The organism is Actinoplanes xinjiangensis, from assembly GCF_003148685.1.
Classification (GTDB): Bacteria; Actinomycetota; Actinomycetes; order Mycobacteriales; family Micromonosporaceae; genus Actinoplanes; species Actinoplanes xinjiangensis.
Window position 1 is genome coordinate 1 of the sequence record NZ_QGGR01000018.1, and the last position, 18,282, is coordinate 18,282.

The 18,282-nt window shown below is 70.3% G+C and carries 17 protein-coding genes; 5 read left to right on the forward strand and 12 right to left on the reverse strand.

Translation table 11 applies throughout. The annotated features are described in order from the left end of the window. Positions 1-311 precede the first annotated feature (311 nt). The gene (gene mdh, locus BC793_RS32185) at positions 312-1,262 is read left to right on the forward strand and encodes a malate dehydrogenase (protein ID WP_109599430.1); all 951 of its coding nucleotides are present in this window, start codon (positions 312-314) and stop codon (positions 1,260-1,262) included. A 134-nt stretch (positions 1,263-1,396) separates the two neighbouring features. On the opposite strand, the gene BC793_RS32190 is transcribed toward mdh, so the two are convergent. After that, positions 1,397-1,996, reverse strand: a complete 600-nt coding sequence (locus tag BC793_RS32190) for a hypothetical protein (protein WP_109599431.1) — start codon at positions 1,994-1,996, stop codon at positions 1,397-1,399. 38 nt (positions 1,997-2,034) lie between these two features. Beyond that, complete coding sequence (locus tag BC793_RS32195; RefSeq protein ID WP_146246519.1) at positions 2,035-2,472, reverse strand: hypothetical protein; 438 nt, start codon at positions 2,470-2,472, stop codon at positions 2,035-2,037. A 232-nt stretch (positions 2,473-2,704) separates the two neighbouring features. Here BC793_RS32195 and BC793_RS32200 point away from each other — a divergent pair, with 232 nt between their 5' ends. Both BC793_RS32200 and adhE read left to right on the forward strand, forming a co-directional pair. Beyond that, entirely contained in the window at positions 2,705-3,922 is a 1,218-nt protein-coding gene (locus BC793_RS32200; protein WP_109599435.1) for an NADP-dependent isocitrate dehydrogenase, read from the forward strand. A gap of 151 nt (positions 3,923-4,073) precedes the next feature. Continuing rightward, positions 4,074-6,671 carry a bifunctional acetaldehyde-CoA/alcohol dehydrogenase gene (gene adhE, locus BC793_RS32205; RefSeq protein ID WP_275416250.1) on the forward strand — a complete coding sequence of 866 codons (2,598 nt, stop codon included), beginning with the start codon at positions 4,074-4,076 and terminating at the stop codon, positions 6,669-6,671. 65 nt (positions 6,672-6,736) lie between these two features. Here adhE and galT read toward each other — a convergent pair whose 3' ends face one another. The 4 genes from galT to BC793_RS32225 all read right to left on the reverse strand — a co-directional run bounded on the left by galT (position 6,737) and on the right by BC793_RS32225 (position 10,560). Then, complete coding sequence (gene galT, locus BC793_RS32210) at positions 6,737-7,822, reverse strand: galactose-1-phosphate uridylyltransferase (RefSeq protein ID WP_109599439.1); 1,086 nt, start codon at positions 7,820-7,822, stop codon at positions 6,737-6,739. After that, a complete protein-coding gene (locus BC793_RS32215; protein WP_109599441.1) occupies positions 7,819-8,595 on the reverse strand; it encodes a DeoR/GlpR family DNA-binding transcription regulator in 777 nt (258 codons plus the stop codon). The genes galT and BC793_RS32215 overlap by 4 nt, the downstream gene beginning before the upstream one ends. A gap of 118 nt (positions 8,596-8,713) precedes the next feature. Beyond that, on the reverse strand, positions 8,714-9,628 hold the full coding sequence (locus BC793_RS32220; protein ID WP_109599443.1) for a glycosyltransferase family 2 protein: 915 nt from the start codon (positions 9,626-9,628) through the stop codon (positions 8,714-8,716). Further along, entirely contained in the window at positions 9,628-10,560 is a 933-nt protein-coding gene (locus BC793_RS32225; RefSeq protein ID WP_109599445.1) for a sulfotransferase, read from the reverse strand. The genes BC793_RS32220 and BC793_RS32225 overlap by 1 nt, the downstream gene beginning before the upstream one ends. A gap of 62 nt (positions 10,561-10,622) precedes the next feature. Between BC793_RS32225 and BC793_RS51720 the strand changes: the two genes are divergently transcribed. Next, positions 10,623-12,071, forward strand: coding sequence for a WecB/TagA/CpsF family glycosyltransferase (locus BC793_RS51720; RefSeq protein ID WP_239170313.1), 1,449 nt, complete (start codon positions 10,623-10,625; stop codon positions 12,069-12,071). 667 nt (positions 12,072-12,738) lie between these two features. Here the strand turns inward: BC793_RS51720 and BC793_RS49075 are convergent. Further along, positions 12,739-12,960: a hypothetical protein gene (locus BC793_RS49075; protein WP_146246520.1), complete on the reverse strand. Its 222-nt coding sequence runs from the start codon at positions 12,958-12,960 to the stop codon at positions 12,739-12,741. A gap of 8 nt (positions 12,961-12,968) precedes the next feature. Beyond that, positions 12,969-13,715 (reverse strand): DUF4262 domain-containing protein, encoded by a 747-nt coding sequence (locus BC793_RS51725; RefSeq protein ID WP_239170314.1) that lies wholly within the window; start codon positions 13,713-13,715, stop codon positions 12,969-12,971. Positions 13,716-13,827: 112 nt separating this feature from the next. Between BC793_RS51725 and BC793_RS32255 the strand changes: the two genes are divergently transcribed. Further along, positions 13,828-14,202, forward strand: coding sequence for a VOC family protein (locus BC793_RS32255; RefSeq protein WP_109599449.1), 375 nt, complete (start codon positions 13,828-13,830; stop codon positions 14,200-14,202). Here the strand turns inward: BC793_RS32255 and BC793_RS32260 are convergent. The 4 genes from BC793_RS32260 to BC793_RS32275 are packed head-to-tail and all read right to left on the reverse strand — an operon-like array spanning position 14,192 to position 18,282. Continuing rightward, a complete protein-coding gene (locus BC793_RS32260; protein WP_109599451.1) occupies positions 14,192-15,181 on the reverse strand; it encodes a glycosyl hydrolase in 990 nt (329 codons plus the stop codon). The genes BC793_RS32255 and BC793_RS32260 overlap by 11 nt on opposite strands. Beyond that, on the reverse strand, positions 15,174-15,908 hold the full coding sequence (locus tag BC793_RS32265) for a methyltransferase domain-containing protein (protein ID WP_109599453.1): 735 nt from the start codon (positions 15,906-15,908) through the stop codon (positions 15,174-15,176). The genes BC793_RS32260 and BC793_RS32265 overlap by 8 nt, the downstream gene beginning before the upstream one ends. Further along, a complete protein-coding gene (locus BC793_RS32270; protein WP_239170315.1) occupies positions 15,905-17,407 on the reverse strand; it encodes a lipopolysaccharide biosynthesis protein in 1,503 nt (500 codons plus the stop codon). Before BC793_RS32270 ends, BC793_RS32265 begins: the two co-directional genes overlap by 4 nt. Continuing rightward, the gene (locus BC793_RS32275; protein ID WP_109599455.1) at positions 17,404-18,282 is read right to left on the reverse strand and encodes a sulfotransferase domain-containing protein; all 879 of its coding nucleotides are present in this window, start codon (positions 18,280-18,282) and stop codon (positions 17,404-17,406) included. The genes BC793_RS32270 and BC793_RS32275 overlap by 4 nt, the downstream gene beginning before the upstream one ends.

Consider the following 18,282-nt stretch of genomic DNA (forward strand, 5'->3'; position numbering starts at 1 on the left):
GTGCGGTGGGCCGGGGCGGACGGGTGCGGTGGGCCGGGGCGGACGGGTGCGGTGGGCTGGGGCCGATGGGTGGGGTGGGCTGGGAAGGCGCGGTGGGGTGGTGGTGTCCGGCGGGAGGTGGCGGGTGGGATGCGGCCGCGGTGCGGGTGGGTCGGGAACGGCATCCGGGGGTGGGCGGCGCCTTCGATAGGCCATGATCAGTGAGGTCGGTGTCAGTGGCTTGGGTCCCCTTCAGCCGACCGGCTGGTAATCGGCCGTTAACCGGCTGATACGGTCGCGAAAAGTCGCCCGGACACTGGGAGTGCAGAGATATGGGCAAGAAGGTAACCGTCGTAGGCGCCGGTTTCTACGGGTCCACGACCGCACAGCGTCTCGCCGAGTACGACATCTTCGAGACGGTGGTTCTCACCGACATCATCGACGGCAAGCCGGCCGGTCTCGCGCTCGACATCAACCAGTCCCGGTCGATCGAGGGCTTCGAGACCAAGGTCGTCGGTGTCTCGACCGGCCCGAACGGTGAGGGTTACGAGGCCATCGAGGGCTCGGACGTCGTCGTGGTCACCGCCGGTCTGCCGCGTAAGCCGGGCATGAGCCGGATGGACCTGCTCGAGGTGAACGCGAAGATCGTCCGTCAGGTCGCGGAGAACATCGCGAAGTACGCGCCGAACGCCGTTGTCATCGTGGTCTCCAACCCGGTCGACGAGATGACCGCGCTGGCTCAGCTGGCCACCCAGTTCCCGAAGAACCGGGTGTTCGGTCAGGCCGGTGTGCTCGACACCGCCCGGTTCACCAACTTCATCGCCGAGGAGCTCAACGTCCCGGTGAAGAGCGTCAAGGCGCTGACCCTGGGCTCGCACGGCGACACCATGGTTCCGGTTCCTTCGCGGTGCACGGTCGACGGCAAGCCGCTCTCCGAGCTGCTCCCGGCCGAGAAGATCGAGGAGCTGGTCGTCCGGACCCGTAACGGTGGCGCCGAGGTGGTCGCGCTGCTGAAGACCGGTTCGGCGTACTACGCGCCGTCGGCTGCCGCGGCCCGCATGGCCAAGGCCGTCGCCGAGGACTCCGGCGAGGTCGTCCCGGTCTGCGCGTGGGTCGACGGGGAGTACGGGATCTCCGGCGTCTACCTGGGTGTCGAGGCCGAGCTGGGTGCCACCGGCATCCGCAAGGTCGTCGAGGACAAGCTCACCGACAGTGAGCTGGCCGGCCTGAAGGAGGCCGCCGAGGCGGTCCGCGCCAAGCAGGCGGACGTCGCCGACCTCTGAGTCGCACGCTGAAGCACGCATGAAGGCCGGGGCCGTTGGCCCCGGCCTTCATGTTGTAAGGCGGTGACGAGGCGGAAGAGCGCCGTCATGGTGTGAGCCGGGCGGCGACACGGGGACGAGGCGGGAGAGTGCCTTCAGGCCGTCAGCGGGGCGGCGAGCAGGGTGAGGAGCACGAACAGCCCGGCGATCACCGCCGTCGGAACCGGTGGGGTCTTCTTCAGCAGCGCGAACGGCACCACGATGGCCGGGACGAATCCGGCCGGGGCCGCCCAGCGCATGCCGTGGACGAAGGCGCTGCCGCCGGGTCCGCTGATCAGATGCACGATGCGGTAACCCTCGAGCGGGAAGAGCGCCACCGCCGTCGGCGACAGGGCGACGGCCGCCACACCGAGGGTGTAGAGCCAGGCCCGGTGCACCCGCTTGCGCAGCAGGACCACGGCCCAGATCAGTCCGAACACGGCGAAGATGGTCAGCCATCCGGCGACCGCCATGCCCGCGGGCTGCCCGCCGGTGAGCAGGCGCGCACCGTCGACCCAGGCCCGTGCGGTGGTCTCGCGGACGGCGAAGAGCAGGAAGTACGCCACACTGCCGACCAGCCAGACGAGGGCGCCGAGTGCGATCCGGCCCGGTGACGGTCCGGGCGGCGGCTCGGGCGGGGCGGTGGGGGTGATGCCCCGGCCCCGGCTCGGTCTCGTCTTGGTCCTGCGCTGCTGCCGGCGGGCGGGGCGGCTCACGTACGGCCCGGCCGGGCATCGGAGTTCATCGCACGATGCTAAGGGGCGAGCAGGGCTGCCGTGGTGACGGACACGATCGATACGACGGCGACCACGACGGGACCCCACAGGCGTGTCCGCCGCAGCTCGAAGAGGTCCCCGAAGACGATCACCATCCCGGCCGTCAGCAGGGCGAGCCACGCGGTCTGCCCACCAGTGACGAAGTCGGTGCCGCCGCCCGGGAACGGGTCCTTGTCCGCTCGGGTGGGGAAGAACCAGAGCGCCACCGGTGCGGCCAGGGCGGCGACGGTGAGCAGGGTGAGCCGGGCGGCCCGGCCTCGTACGCGGGCGGCCCACAGGCAGCCGGCTCCGGCACCCGCGACGACTGCCACGAAGCTCCAGCCGGCCAGGACGAGCAGCGCCGGACGGTCGCCGATGACGCCGTGGGCCGCTCGGATGACGTCGTCGCGGAAAAGGGCCCCCGTGACGAGCGACACGACGATGCCGGTTGCGATCGGGACGACGGGGAGGGCCCGAGCTGCCGTTTCGCGTAGATCGTCCATACGCGTACCGCCGTGACGAGGTTCGTAATGCTTATCGGCACGACGATTCTTCATTCCCTGGGATGGTAGAGGGGGTCGGACAGGGCGAGGCCGCCCGGCGATCTTCGACGGGCGGGCAGTACGCTCGTACTGCTAAGCATGTGTTTCGGGAGAGGAGCGCCGGCCGATGGCGAAAATCAAGGTCAAGAACCCGGTCGTCGAGATCGACGGCGACGAGATGACCCGGATCATCTGGAAGCAGATCCGTGAGCAGCTGATCCTGCCGTATCTCGATGTGAACCTCGAGTACTACGACCTCTCGATCCAGTACCGGGACGAGACCGACGACCAGGTGACGATCGACTCGGCCAACGCCATCAAGCGGCACGGTGTGGGCGTCAAGTGCGCCACCATCACGCCCGACGAGGCGCGGGTCGAAGAGTTCGGCCTGAAGAAGATGTGGCGTTCGCCGAACGGCACGATCCGTAACATCCTCGGCGGCGTGGTCTTCCGCGAGCCGATCATCATGAAGAACGTGCCCCGTCTGGTACCGGGCTGGACCAAGCCGATCATCATCGGCCGGCACGCCCACGGCGACCAGTACAAGGCGACCGACTTCGTCGCGCCGAAGGCCGGTAAGTTCACCGTCACCTTCACGCCGGAGGACGGCTCCGAGCCGCTGGAGTTCCACGTCGCGGACTTCCCGGCCGGTGGCGTCGGCATGGCGATGTACAACTTCGACGAGTCGATCCGTGACTTCGCGCGCGCCTCGTTCCGCTACGGCCTGGCTCGTAACTACCCGGTCTACCTGTCGACGAAGAACACCATCCTGAAGGCCTACGACGGGCGTTTCAAGGACCTGTTCGCGGAGATCTTCGAGACCGAGTTCGCGGACCAGTTCAAGCAGGCCGGCATCACCTACGAGCACCGGCTGATCGACGACATGGTCGCCGCCGCGATGAAGTGGGAGGGCGGCTACGTCTGGGCCTGCAAGAACTACGACGGTGACGTGCAGTCCGACACCGTGGCCCAGGGCTTCGGCTCGCTCGGCCTGATGACCTCGGTGCTGATGACTCCGGACGGCCAGACCGTCGAGGCCGAGGCCGCCCACGGCACGGTCACCCGGCACTACCGGCAGTGGCAGAAGGGCGAGAAGACCTCGACCAACCCGATCGCCTCGATCTTCGCCTGGACCGGTGGCCTCAAGCACCGCGGCAAGCTGGACGGCACCCCCGAGGTGACCGAGTTCGCCGAGAAGCTCGAGCGCGTCTGCATCGAGACCGTCGAGGGCGGTCAGATGACCAAGGACCTCGCGCTGCTGATCAGCCGGGACGCCCCGTGGCTGTCGACCGACGAGTTCATGAACGCTCTCGACGAGAACCTGGCGCGCAAGCTCGGCGCCTGATTCCACGAGCATCACCGAAGCCCGCCGGCCTCCGCCGGCGGGCTTCGTGCTGTCCGCCCGTTTCGGGACCTTGGTCCCTCCGGGTCATGCCTTTACGCAGCGTGCCGGTGCCCGCGGGCTGCCGAAGATGGAGGTGACGAAGGGGAGCGAGATGAACGAGCTTGCGGTCGTGATCGACGACCTGGTCGGGAACGCACAGAAGGCGCTTACCGCCTACGCGGACTTCACCCAGGAGCAGGTGGACTACATCGTCGGCAAGTCCTCGGTGGCGGCGCTGGACAAACACGGCGAACTGGCCGGGCTGGCGGTCGACGAGACCGGCCGGGGCGTGTTCGAGGACAAGGCCGTCAAGAACATCTTCGCCTGCGAGCACGTCACGAACAGCATGGCCGGGATGAAGACGGTCGGCATCATCCACCGTGACGACGTCAACGGCATCACCGAGATCGCCGATCCGGTCGGTGTGGTCTGCGCGGTCACCCCGGTCACCAACCCGACCTCGACCACGATCTTCAAGGCGCTGCTGGCGCTGAAGACCCGCAACCCGATCATCTTCGCCTTCCACCCGAACGCCCAGCGGTGCAGTGCCGAGGCCGCCCGGGTGGTCCGGGACGCGGCGATCGCGGCCGGTGCCCCGGAGAACTGCATCCAGTGGGTGGAGCAGCCGTCGATCCAGGCCACGTCGGCCCTGATGAACCACCCGGGTGTCGCGACGATCCTGGCCACCGGCGGCAACGCGATGGTCCGGGCCGCGTACTCGACAGGCAAGCCGGCTCTCGGCGTCGGCGCGGGTAACGTTCCCGCCTACGTCCACCCGTCCGCCGACGTGGTCCGTGCCGCCCACGACATCGTGCTGTCGAAGACCTTCGACAACGGCATGATCTGCGCGTCCGAGCAGGCCGTCATCCTGGACAGGAAGATCGCGAGCCAGGCGATCAGGGAGTTCGAGCGGCTGCACGCCTACGTGGTGACCGCCGAGGAGAAGAAGCTCCTCCAGGACTTCATCTTCCCGCCGGACGGCGAGGGCAGGGACTGCGTGGGCGAGAAGCTCAATGCCGCCGTCGTCGGCCGGTCGCCGGTGTGGATCGCCGAACAGGCCGGGTTCAGCGTTCCCGAGGACACCTCGATCCTGCTCGCCGAGATCAGCGAGGTCGGCCCGGCCGAGCCGCTGAGCCGCGAGAAGCTGTGCCCCGTGCTCGCACTGCTCAAGGCCGAGGACGAGGAGCAGGGCATCCGGTACGCCGAGCAGATGGTCGAATTCCACGGCCTCGGGCACAGTGCGGTCGTGCACGCCAAGGAGGCGGGCCTGGCCGAGCGGTTCGGGCAGCGGATGAAGGCGGTCCGGATCATCTGGAACGCGCCCGCCTCACAGGGCGGCATCGGCGACATCTACAACGGGTTCCGCCCGTCGATGACCCTCGGGTGCGGCAGTTACGGCCACACCTCGGTCTCCGACAACGTCTCCGCTCTCAACCTGCTCAACATCAAGCGCATCGGCCGTAGGACGAACAACATGCAGTGGTTCAAGGTGCCGGCGAAGATGTACTTCGAGCCGCACGCCATCCGCTACTTCCGGGACATGCCGGACGTCAGCCGGGTCACCATCGTCACCGACCACACCATGACCAGGCTCGGGTACGTGGACCGGATCAGCAACGTGCTGCGGGAGCGCCCGGAGCCGGTGACGATCCAGGTCATCGACGGGGTCGAGCCGGAGCCCAGCATCGAGACCGTCCGGGCCGGTGCCGCGCTGATGCGTTCGTTCCGCCCGGACACGATCATCGCGCTCGGCGGCGGCTCACCGATGGACGCCGCGAAGGTGATGTGGCTGCTCTACGAGCACCCGGACATCGACTTCGCGGACATGAAGGAGAAGTTCTTCGACGTCCGCAAGCGGGCCTTCAAGTTCCCGACCCTGGGCAACCTCGCCCAGCTGGTCTGCGTGCCGACCACCTCCGGCACCGGCGCCGAGGTCACGCCGTTCGCGGTGATCACCGACACCGCCACCGGGCAGAAGTATCCGCTGGCCGACTACGCACTCACCCCGAGCGTGGCGATCATCGACCCGCACCTGACCAAGGACCTGCCGCCGGTGGTCACCGCGGACAGCGGTTTCGACGCGCTGACCCACGCCACCGAGGCGTACGTGTCGGTCTACGCCAGCGACTTCACCGACGGCCTGGCCCTGCACGCGATCAAGCTGATCTTCCAGAATTTGGAGCGGGCGGTGAAGCAGGGCGGGGACGACCCGCTGGCCCGGGAGAAGATGCACAACGCCGGAACCATCGCCGGCATGTCGTTCGGCAACGCGTTCCTCGGCATCGTGCACGCCATGGCACACACCCTGGGCGCCAGTTTCCACGTGGCGCACGGCCGGACCAACGCGATCCTGCTGCCGCACGTGATCCGGCACAACGGGACCGTCCCGGCGAAGCTCAACAGCTGGCCGAAGTACGAGCGCTACATCGCCCCGGAGCGCTTCCAGGACATCGCCCGGCACCTCGGCCTTCCCGCCGAGACTCCCGAGCAGGGCGTGGAGTCGTACGCCCGCGCCGTCGAGAAGTTGCGGGACGCCGTCGGGATCCCGCCGTCGTTCAAGGGCGCCGGGGTGGACGAGGAGGAGTTCCTGGCCGCGTTGCCGCAGCAGGCGATGAACGCCTACCTGGACCAGTGCGCGCCGGCGAACCCGCGGATGCCGATGCTGGAGGACATGAAGCGGATCATGAAGAATGCCTACTACGGGGAGTGACCCTGACGTGACCTGATTCGTTGAAAAAGTGGGGAGGCCTTGTCCCGGGCCTCCCCACTGCCGTGTCAGATGTCGCGCAGCCGCTGGGCCGCGGCCTCCGGGACGATGTCGTTGACGAAGGCGCCCATCGCCGACTCCGACCCGGCCAGGAACTTCAGCTTGTCCGCCGCACGCCGGATGCTGAACAGCTGCAGGTGCAGATAGCCCAGCTCACGGCCCTCACCGGTGACCGCCTGATGCCACGCCGAGATGTACGGCATCGGTTTGCCGAAGAGGCCGTCGAACCGGCGCAGCACGTCGAGGTAGAGCGGGGCGAACGCGTCCCGTTCGGCGTCGGTCAGCGCGGGCAGGTCCGGGACCTGCCGGTGCGGGGCCACGTGCACCTCGAACGGCCAGCGGGCGGCGGCCGGCACGAAGGCGGTCCAGTGGTCGTTGGACGCGATCACCCGTACCTTCGCCTCCTGCTCGGCGGCGAGGACGTCGGCGTACAGATTGCGGCCGGTCTTGTCGAAGTGCCGCCTCGCGGCCCGGAGGTAGGCCGCGGTCTTCGGCGTCACCGTCGGGTAGGCGTAGATCTGGCCGTGGGGATGGTGCAGCGTCACGCCGATCTCGACACCCCGGTTCTCGAACGGGAACACCTGCGCCACCTCCGGCACGGCGGACAGCTCGGTGGTGCGGTCGGCAAGGGCGTCGATCACGGTACGCACGCGCGACACCGGCAGCGAGCCGAAGGCGCTGTCGTGATCGCTGGTGAAGCAGACCACCTCGCACCGGCCGTACCCCGGCCGCACCGGCACCATGCCGGTGACCTGAGTGATCTCGTCCGGCACGATCCGGTCGGAGAACGATGGGAACTGGTTCTCGAAGACCACCACGTCGTAGTCGGGCGCCGGGATCTCGCTGGCGAACCGCTCGCTCGTCGGGCACAGCGGGCAGGCGTCGGACGGCGGCAGGAAGGTCCGCGTGTTGCGGTGCGCGGCGACCGCGATCCATTCGTCGGTCAGCGGGTCGTAGCGCAACTGCGACGCCGGCGGAGGCGGCGGCAACTGGCGGGTGTCCGGGTACGACGAACGGCTGCTGCCGGGGGATTCGTCGAAGTAGATCAGCTCACGGCCGTCGGAGAGACGGACGCTCGAGCGGGTCGGGGTCACTGGGGGTTCACCACCACGAGTTCAGGGACGGTTTCCGACAGCAGGGCGCGGGCGTCGTCGTCCAGCCCGTCGTCGGTGATCAGGACGTGGGCTCGGGACAGCGGCACGATCGACGAGATGCCGACGGTGCCCCACTTGGTGTGATCGGCGAGCACGACCAGGCGCTCGGCGGCTTCCACCAGCGCCCGGTTGACATCCGCCTCCATCAGGTTGGGCGTCGTGTAGCCGGCGCGCTCGCTCATCCCGTGCACCCCGAGGAAGAGCACGTCCAGGTGCAGCGTGCCGACGGCGGCGACGGCCACCGGACCGACGAGAGCATCCGAGGGGGTACGGGTACCGCCGGTCAGCACCACGGTCTGGTCGGGCCGGCCGGCCCGGTAGAACACGTCGGCGACCGGGATCGAGTTCGTCACCACGGTCAGCGCCGGGACGTCGACCAGGCGCTGGGCCAGCTCGGCGGTCGTGGTGCCGGCCGACAGCGCGATGGCGTCGCCCGGTGAGACCAGGGCGGCGGCCCGCTGGGCGATCGCCGCCTTCTCCCCGCGCTCCCGCACCGATTTCGCGGTGAAGCCCGGCTCGTGCGCCGAGCCGGGACTGACGGTGGTCGCGCCACCATGTACCTTCGCCAGCAACCCGCGCTCGGCGAGCGCCTCCAGGTCGCGGCGGATCGTCATGTCGGAGACGCTGAACTCGGTGGCCAGTTCGGTGACCCGGACGCCGCCGGAGGCGCGCACCCGGTCGAGGATCGCCGACTGCCTCTGCTGTGCCAGCATCAGCCGTGCCGGCCCGAGCCGCGCCGGCCGGAGCCGCGCCAGCCGGAGCTGTTATACCGCACTATTTCGAACACACTCGAACAGTACCCCGTGGTCGGGTGCGTGCGAAAGGGTGAGTTCAGATACCGCGGCCTCGCTTGTGCAGCGCTGAAAGGACGTTCTCCACCTTGACCGCTCCGGTCATCGCCGCCAAGGCGATCGCCGCACGAGGTTCCCGCCAATTCGCCCGCACCGCCTCCCGGGTGTACCGCCAGGCGGCGCCCCGGTTGCCGGACGCCGCCGACCAGCACGCCAGCTGACCGTAGACCCGGGCCGCGCCCGGACGGCAGCCGCTGATCTCCGGGTGCCGCTGCATCATCCAGCGCAGCGACGAGATCTTGGTGGCGTACTCGTACGCGTAGTGCGAGGTCCGGCCCCACAGCACCCGAACCAGCGGCTCGTCCAGGTGAACGATCGGCACACGGCGCGCCGCCCTGAGCAGAAGATCCCAGTCCTCGTTCTGGCTGCCCGGCGCGTCCTCGGCGACCAGCCCGACCCGCTCCGGATCCAGCGCCTCCCGGCGGATCAGGAACGACGACGAATGCAGCATCGCCATCCGCGACCGGGCCAGATCGTCCACGGTCACCCGCGGCCGCCCGGCCAGCCGTGCCGTGCACCGGCCCTCGTACTCCACCTCGATCGCACACGTGGCGAACTCGGCCTCCGGCTCGGCCAGCAGCGCGGCCACCTGACGGCGCAGCTTGTCCGGCAGCCACTGGTCGTCGTCGTCACAGAACGCCATCAGCTCGGTGTCCAGCGCCAGCAGGCCGGTGTTCCGCGCGCCGGCCAGCCCCGGGGCCCGCCAATTCGTCAACACCAGCACCGGTACGCCGTCCGTCGACGCCAGCAGGTAGTCCGGCTCGGTCTGGTCGTACACCACCACCACCTTCAGCTCGCCCGGATAGCGCTGGGCGCGTACCGCGGCGATCGAGCGGCGCACCAGCTCGGGACGGTTCCGGGTGGGGATCACGACCCCTACCGACGGCCAGTTCATCACGCCTCCGATGCGATGTTGAGCGGGTAGCCGTACGCCCGCAGCAGTGGTCCGCACACCGCGCCGACCAGCCGCCGCTGCGCCCGCGGCAGCGCCGCCACCCACGCGTCGTCCCGGCGCAACGGCAGCCGGCCCACCGTGAACCGCATCGGATTGCCCGCCGCGCTGTGCCCCGCCCGCAGATCGGCGTGCCCGCTCCGGAGGAAGTCGAGGTCGTCCGGGTGCAGCGGGGCGCCCGCGAAATCGGCCAGGCGGATCAGACCGGCCCGCGGATCGGCGAGGAACTCCTCGTAGCGGATCCGCCGAACCGGGACGCCACGCCGGGCCAGCAGGCCGAACGCGGCGTTGTGCGCGTTCCACAGCAGCGCCGAACGCCCGGGGGAGTAGCGGGTCATCTGCTCCACGCCGTCGGTCTCCGGCCGGGCCACCGTCTTGGTCCACGAGTACGCCACCCCGCGGGCGTCCCGGACCACGTGCACCACCCTCAGGTCGACGTCGTCCGCCCAGCGCAGCACATGCGCCAGCGCCGAGTGCTTGGAGGAGTCGATCACCACGCGGGCACCGGAGACCTCGGCCGCGGCGGCGTAGACCCGGGCGTAGTAGGAGGCGTACTCACGTACCTCGTCGGAGGCGGTGGTCGCCGAGGCCAGGCGGGGGATGTGCCGGGTCCGCTCGACGGCGTCGCGGAGGGCGTGCACCCGGTCCACGTCGACGTTCGACCACCCGTCGAAGGCCAGTTCGCCGACGCGTTTCCAGAAGTCGCACCCGGAGAACCGCTGCCCGCAGCCGCATCGTTCGTCGTCCCGGACGTCGCGCTGCCACAGGTGGACGACCTCGCCGAGAGCACACATCCCCGGCAACTCACCGAGCAGGCGCTCCACGAGCGTTGTCCCACTTCGTCCGAATCCACCCAGAAACAGCACTTGTGCCACTTTGGCCCGCCTTTGCTCGTTTCGTTCTCGTAACGAGTCAAGCAGGCAAAAGGAGGCGTCAAGTGACTATCGAGGCTTTCGACCGCGTGCACCTCGACGGAACCGGAATCGACCGCATCACCGAGGACGAAGTCGTCGCCGTGGTCCGCGAGTCCCTGGCACACGGACGCGGCGGCCGGATCATCACCCCCAACGTCGACATCCTGCGCCGGGCCTCCGCCGACCCCGGCGTCCGCCGCCACCTCGACGACGCCGACCTGATCGTCGCCGACGGCATGCCGCTCGTCTGGGCCAGCCGCCTCGGCGGGTCACCCCTCCCCGAACGCGTCGCCGGCAGCAGCCTCATCTGGTCCCTCTCCGAAGGCCTCGGCCGGGACGCCCGCTCCATCTTCATCATCGGCGGCACCCCCGCCACCGGCAGCACCCCCGCCACCACCGCCACGCGGGACACGACCGCCGCCGGCGGTACTCCCGCCACCGCCGGCACTCGGGCCACCGCCACCGGCACCGCGGCCGTCACCGGCACCGCCCCCGGCCGGGGCCCCGCCCACCGGCGAACGTCCCGCGCCGCCGGACCCCCGGCTCCGCCGGGACAGGCCCCGGCTGGTTCTCACCGTCGTCTCAGCGACGCTGAGACGACGGTGGAGACCAGCCGGGAAGATCCAGTCCCGGCAGCGGAGAGCCACACCGGCGTCTGGCCTTCGAGCGGCCGCGGCGACGTCCCGGCTCCGGAAGGCCACAGCGGTGTCCCGGTTCCGGGCCGCGGCGGTGTCCCGGGTCCGGAAGGCCACAGCGACGGCCCGGGTCAGGAGGGGCGCAGCGACGTCTCAGGTCTGGACGGGCGCGACGACATTGCGGGTATGGAGGGGCGCGGCGATGTCGCGGCTTCAGAAGGTCGCGGTGATGTCTCGGCCAGGGAGAGGGGCGGCGGCGCACGGACAGCGACGAAGGTCCGCACCGTCGGGAGAACGGTGGACCGCGACCGGACCCGAAGATCCGACAGTTCTGGCGTCACCTCGGCAGCCGTCAAGGCCGCACTCGGTGCCGTAGCAGCCGTGAAGGCCGCCCGCATCGCCGGGAAGGACGGTGCCGCCCGCGCTGCCGACCGGCTCACTGATGCGTTCCCGGGCCTGCGCATCGCTGGAACTCTCAGCCCCGACTACGGGTTCGAGGAGGACGAGGCCACCTACGCCGACTTCTGCGCCACGGTCGTCGCGGCCCGGCCGGACCTGGTCTTCGTCGGCCTCGGTTTCCCCAAACAGGAACTCGTCATCGAACGCCTCCGCCCACACCTGCCGAACTCCTGGTTCGTCGGTTGCGGCGCCGCCGTCAACTTCGTCGCCGGCGACATCGAACGTGCCCCCCTCTGGATGCAACGCACCGGCCTCGAATGGGCCCACCGCCTCGGCATCGAACCCCGTCGCCTGGCCGGCCGATACCTCCGCCACGACGCCCCCTACGCCCTCCGCCTCCTGGCCCGGGCCCCCCGCCGCCGAAGCCTCCGCCCCTGACCATCCACTCGCGGCCGTCCAGGCCCCACGCCGAGAACGGCGAACCCGTAGGCCGCACCTGTGGATCAAGTCCGGCTGGTCCTCAGCGTCGTCTCACGGCGGTTGAGGCAGCGGTGGGAGCCAGCCGGGTCGTTCGGGCTGGACGTCAGCGTTGTCTCAGGGCAGCTGAAGCAGCGGTGGCAGCCAGCCGGGGCCTTCCGGCTGGTTCTCAGCGTTGTCTTGCGGTGCTCGAGACAGCGCTGACGTCCAGCCGTGCGAGATCGACCTGCCGCAGCTGGACGTTCCCGGAATGGCGGCAAGGGGCGGTCGCCAGACCGCCGGTCTCCCCGCGCGACGACGGCGGGAGAGGGCGCGGCCGATCACCTCCGGATGGCGGCAGCGTGGGGGTGCCGGGCGGAAGACTTCCGGATGGCGGCGAGGGGACACAGCAGAACACCTTCGGATGGCGGCGCGGGGGAACGCGCGGGGAAGACCTTCGGATGACGGCGGGCGGGCGCGTGTGGCGGACCTTCCGAAGGCGGCGGCGGCGAGTGGGCGCGGCGGAGGACCTCCCCATGGCGGCGGCATGGGGGCGCGGGCGGAGGACCTCCGGGCAGAGGCGCGGGAGGGCGGCGTCCGGTCAGGGTGCCGAGGACGGTGGGAAGGCGGGCGGGATGAAGCCGTTCGGTCAGCTGTCGGGGTCGGCTTCCTCGGTGTCGTGTGGGCCGGCGAGGAAGTGGAGGGCGGGGAGGGGCGGCTTCGGGTCGGTCCCGGTGGGTGTCTCGTTCGCCTCGGTGGGGATCGGGCGGAAGCGGAGGGCCGGAAGCGGCGGTCGGCGGCCGTCCCCCATTGCCGCAGGGCGCGCCTCGGCGGCGATGGCGGTGAATCGGGGCAGTGCGGGTGTGGTCACGTCAATCCTCAATTACTTCCTTCGCCGCCGGCTGACGGCGGCGCGGGCGGTGGGGTGAAAGGCGGTGGGGTCGGAGCCGGCGGTGTCGAAGGCGGTGGCGTCGAAGGCAGTGCGGTTGAAGGCGGCGAGGTCGGAGCCGGTGGGGTCGAAGGCGGTGGCGGCGCGGGCGGTGGGGTGGAAGGCGGTCGGGAAGGGTGGGAGCGGCCGGCGCGGGCCGCCCGGTGGCGCTGGGCCCGCCGCTCGTGGGCGCCCGGAACGCCGCGGAACACGCCGCAGCGCCGGCCCGCACGGGTGAGTGGTACGCCGATCGTCGGCTGTGGGTAGTCGAGCGCGTCGTAGCCGCTCTGCCACGGGAACCGGTCGGCCGGGTCGGGCCAGGTCAACTGTAGGAGCCGGACCCGGTCGTCGCCGTAGCGCATAAGTGCCGCGCCGGGGAACAGGGTCTCCGTGATCTCGCCGGCGACGACGCGGACCTCCTGCCCGTCGAGGAGGCCGCGGAGCCGATGCCCGTGGCGCAGCAGCAGGCCCTCGTCGCAAACCCTACCGGCGACCTCGTTGAGCAGCACATGCCCCGTCTCGGGTGGCAGGCCGGCGATGGTGAGCTCGGGGAAGCCGTAACCGGTGAGGCCGACGGTGTAGGCGAACGCCACCGTGTCGGGAGGGTCGTCCTCGGTGGGCACGACGTGCACGACGGCCCACCCGAATTTCTCGATGATCTCGCTCTGCTCGTCGAAGAAGTCGTCGAGGTAGGACACCGCGGACACCCCCGTTGGGCTCGGCCTGGCTGACAGAGCACAACTATGGAACACACGTACGACATTTTTTCGCGGCTGGTTAACCGTACGCGCGTACTGTTAGGGTCTGGCCATGGGGTTTCGAATCGACGATCTGCATCATGTGCAACTGCTGATCCCACCGGGTGGTGAGGGTGGCGCCCGGGCGTTCTACAGCGGCGTCCTCGGCATGGCCGAGATCATCAAGCCGCCGGTGCTCGCCGCCCGGGGTGGCTGCTGGTTCCGCGGCGGCGGCTGGGAGGTGCATCTGTCGCCGGTCCCCGACTTCGCGCCGGCCCGCAAGTCGCATCCCGGTGTGCTGATCAGCGGCCTGGACGCGCTGGCGCAGACCCTGGAGGCCGCCGGTCACCCGGTCGAGTGGGATCCGCATTTCCCGGGCCACCGGCGGCTCTACTCCGCCGACGGCCACGGCAACCGGCTGGAGTTCCTGGAGCGGATCAGGGATTGAAGTAGGGGTCCTGCACCAGCCGCTGAAAGGCCCGGAAGGCCCGCTTGTCCCCGGTGAGCTGGAACTGCTGGTTGGGCCCGTTGCCCTCCGGATCGGACTCGAAGTAGGCGACGGCCTTGATCTGCTTGTTCACCTTGAAGGTCCGTTCGGCGTCCTTGAGCCAGGCGGCCCGGGCCTCCGAGCCCCACGCCTTCGCCACCCCGAACTCGCCGATCACGATCGGTTTCGGGTGCTGGGCGGCCCAGTCGAGGAACGGTCCCATCAGGGTGCCGATCGGCTTGTACTCGAAGCCGGCGTAGACGTCGACGCAGGTCCAGTCGACCTGGTCGTCGCCGGGGTAGAAGGCGGGCGCGTCGCCGCGGATGAAGCCCTCGGCGGTCGGGCACCACACCCAGGACACGTTGTCGGTCTTCTCCTCGCGGAACATCTTCCGGACGTACCGCCAGGCCGCGATGTAGTCCTCGCCGGACCACATGGTGGCCTGGAGGTTGGGCCGGTCCATCTCCCAGCGCATCCGCAGCAGCACCGGCTTCTTGATCTTCCGGATCGCGGCGGCCTGTCGCCGGATCAGGTCGTCGTGTTCACCGGCCAGGATGGACCGGTTGTCGCCGGTCGCCCAGCTGATCATGAACGATGCCCCGTCGGCGAGGAACGCCTCGTCCGACGGGGTGCCCATCATCTGGTCGAACCGCCGGTACGTGTTGATGAAGTCGAGCCGCCGTCCCATCGACTGTTCCAGGCTGCCGACCGCGGTGAGCCGCCCCACGTGGGTCAGCTCGTCGGGCTTGATCCACGCCCCGAAGTAGGCGCCCTTGCGGGGCGGCTCGTACGGCCCGGACTCGTACGGCCCCGGGTTGACGGCGACCGCACGCGGCGCAGTCGACATGTCCGGTGAGGGTGGCGCGGGCTGGGGAGCGGGCTCGTCGGAGCAGCCGACCATGATCACCACCGCGGCGACGGCCGGCATCCACCTACGCATGGACCCGACGGGCGGTGTAGAGGACGTTCACCGCGTATCCGTCGCTGCCCGGCAGCCTCCGTGCCGCCGCGTCCGCGAGACGTGCCATCCGGTTGTCGTGCAGCGACGGAGTGAGCATGGAGAACCCGCGCCGCTCCACGATCTCGAATCCGTGCCGCTCCAGCAGCTTCTCCACCTGGGTGTGGGAGAGTTCGGCGAACCAGCGTTCCCCGTCGTGCCGGCGGGCCCGCAGGTGCCGTACCGATCCGGCGTTGCCGTGGTTCTCCACCACGAGCAGCCCGGATCCGCGGTGCGGCAGCACCTTGGCGGCGAAGGCGAGCGCCCGGTCCCGGATGCCGTCGTCGACGTTGAGCAGCAGCCGGAAGATCGTGACGACGGCCGGGAAGCCGGCTGCCACCGGCTGCGGCACGGGACCTTCGGGGTCCACCCGGTGCCAGTAGGCGCGCGACCCGACCTCGGCCGCCTTGGCCATCATCTCGGCCGACGTGTCGTACCCGTGTGCCTCCCGGACCAGGCCGTGCAGCGCGCGGATCGCCCGCCCGGTGCCGCAGGCGAAGTCGTGATGTACCGGTGGATGTTCGACGAACTCCCGGCGCACCAGGGATCGCAGGTAGTCACGTTGCCGGTCGTTGATCCGCGACGCGTAGCTGTCCGGGGCGTACGTCACGGTCTCGTACTTCTCGACCGCCTCGGTGTCCTGGAACACCTCGGTGTAGTCGCTGGTCAACTCTTCCTCCTGAATGCACCGAGCTTCAACGGACCGCGGAGCAGCCACGCTCCCGCGGCATAGGCCGGGACGGCGGCGACGACCGCCGCCGGGACGAGAACGACGAGACCGAAGCACCCGGTCGCCAGCGCGGCCGCGCCGAGGGTGCCGGTTCCGAAGGGATGCAGCCGGGTGCCCCGGTAGACCTGCGCCAGCGGCAGCAGGTTGTTGACCACCATCGCCCCGGCCAGGCCGACCGCGGCGCCGAGCGCTCCCCAGCGCGGGATCAGCAGCACGTCGAGACCGACGGTGACGGCCAGGGCGATCAGCACGTTGCCGAGGTTGGCCGAGGTGCGGCCGGCCATCGCGAGCACCATGTCGACCATGCCGCAGCCGGTCGCCACCAGCATCGCGGTGGCCAGCACCAGCACCACCGGCACCCCGGCGGCGTATCCTTCGCCGAACAGCCGCAGGTAGCGCGGCGCGAACGCGATCACCAGCAGGCAGATCGGCCAGGTGACCAGGACCAGCCAGCCGGTCGCGATCTGGTAGAGACGTTTGGCGGCCGCGTGGTCACCGGTGCTCAGCGCCTCGGCGAGCCGCGGCTGCACCGACTGCGACAGGCCCTGGTTGGCGAACTGGATCAGCACCACGAAGCGCCCGGCCACCGCGTAGACCGCGGCCGGCGCCAGCCCGCCCAGGGCCGCGACCAGCAGCACGTCGACGCGTTGCAGGGCGAGTTGCGCGACGGCGGCCACCGCCCGCGGAGCGGTGAAGATCCAGAAGTCCCGGCGCAGCCGCCGTCGTTCACCCCGGCTCACCTCGGCGGAGACCAGACCCCGGCGGTACGCCCGACGCGCCGCGAATCCGGCCAGGATCGCCACCGGCAGGTACGGGGCGGCCCAGGCGAACGCGAAGACGGGCAGCGAGGCGGTCGCCCACAGTGCCGCCACCCCGGCCGCGCCCACGGCGAGCAGTTGCAGCGCACTGCGCAGGATCCGGTCCAGCAGCACGGTCGGCCGCATGCTCCGGTATCCGCGGGTCACGGTGAGCAGCACGTCGGTCAGCGCCTGTAGCGGGACGAAGACGGCCAGGACCCGTAGCCCGGTGGTGTGATCGGTGATCAGCCGGGGGGAATCGCCGGCGGTGAGGTGGGCGATCCACGGCGCGGTCAGCCACATCGCCACCGCCAGCAGCAGGGAGAACACGACGACCGGGGGTAGTCCGGTACGCAGGCACGTGCCGAGCAGGCGGTCCTGGCCGGTGGCCCGCAGCCGGGCCGGCCAGTAGACCAGGCCGGTGTTGGTACCCAGCTTGGACAGGCCGCCCACCAGGACGAAGGCGGCCGTCGCGGCGAAGAAGGCGCCGGCCTGCTCGGGCCCGAGCGCGCGCGCCACGATCCAGGTGACCACGACTCCGGCGCCGCCGGCCAGGACCGAGCCCGCCATGTTGGCCAGTCCGCCGCGGGCCGCGCCGCGCGCCGCCCGTTCCGGAGCCGGCGTGGTGGTGGCCGCCGTCACGCGCGGCGCCACACCGGGGTGTGCCCCAACCACCCGGCCAGCGCCTCGTCGTGCGACCGGTAGTAGTCGCCCAGGTCCCGGCGCAGTCCCGGATCCATGTCGGACTGCCGGGGGCGGGCGTTGTGCTGCTCGAACTTGGGGCGCTGCAGGTCGGCCGGCAGCCCGAGGAACCGGCACACCTCGTCGTAGACGTCCTCCGGCTCGGTGAAGAACCGTTCGCTCTCCACCACGTGGATCCGCTCCCGCCCGACGTGCTGGGCCATCACGCTCAGGTAGCGGGCGTACTCCCCGCGGGCCCGGTAGGCGTGATGCTGGTGGGCGAAGCTGTAGTAGGTGGGGTCGAGGGCGAGCCGGTCCTCCTCACGGTGCAGCCGGGCCGGTTCCAGGGTCAGCGCCGAGCCGAAGTCCGGCTCGGACTCGTAGCCACGGGCGACCTCGTGGTGGTGCTGCGAGTAGGCGCGTTCCACCGGATCCCGGACCAGGACCAGCAGCTTGGCGTACGGCAGGTCGTGCGCGATCCGGGCGGCCGCCTGCGGGTGGTACATGTAGTACGGGCTGGACTCGAAGGTCTGTGCGCGCATCCCGTGCCGCGCGGCGATCCGTTCCGCACTGCGCAGGGTCGGGAAGTGCCCGCGGTACCACTCGGGGCCCCGCCGGTAGGACGTGTCGAAGTAGTGCACGCCCTTGTGCAGCACCGCCTTGAGGACCACCGGGTGCGCGGCCATCGCCCGGTACAGCGACGTGGTCCCGCACCGCTGCCCGCCGCAGATCAGGAACGACGGCAGCATCCGTCGCTCCGCGGTGAGCCGCCCGTAGGACCGGGAGCCGAGGTGCACCACCCGCTTCACCGGTGCCGGCAGGTTGCGAACATGCAT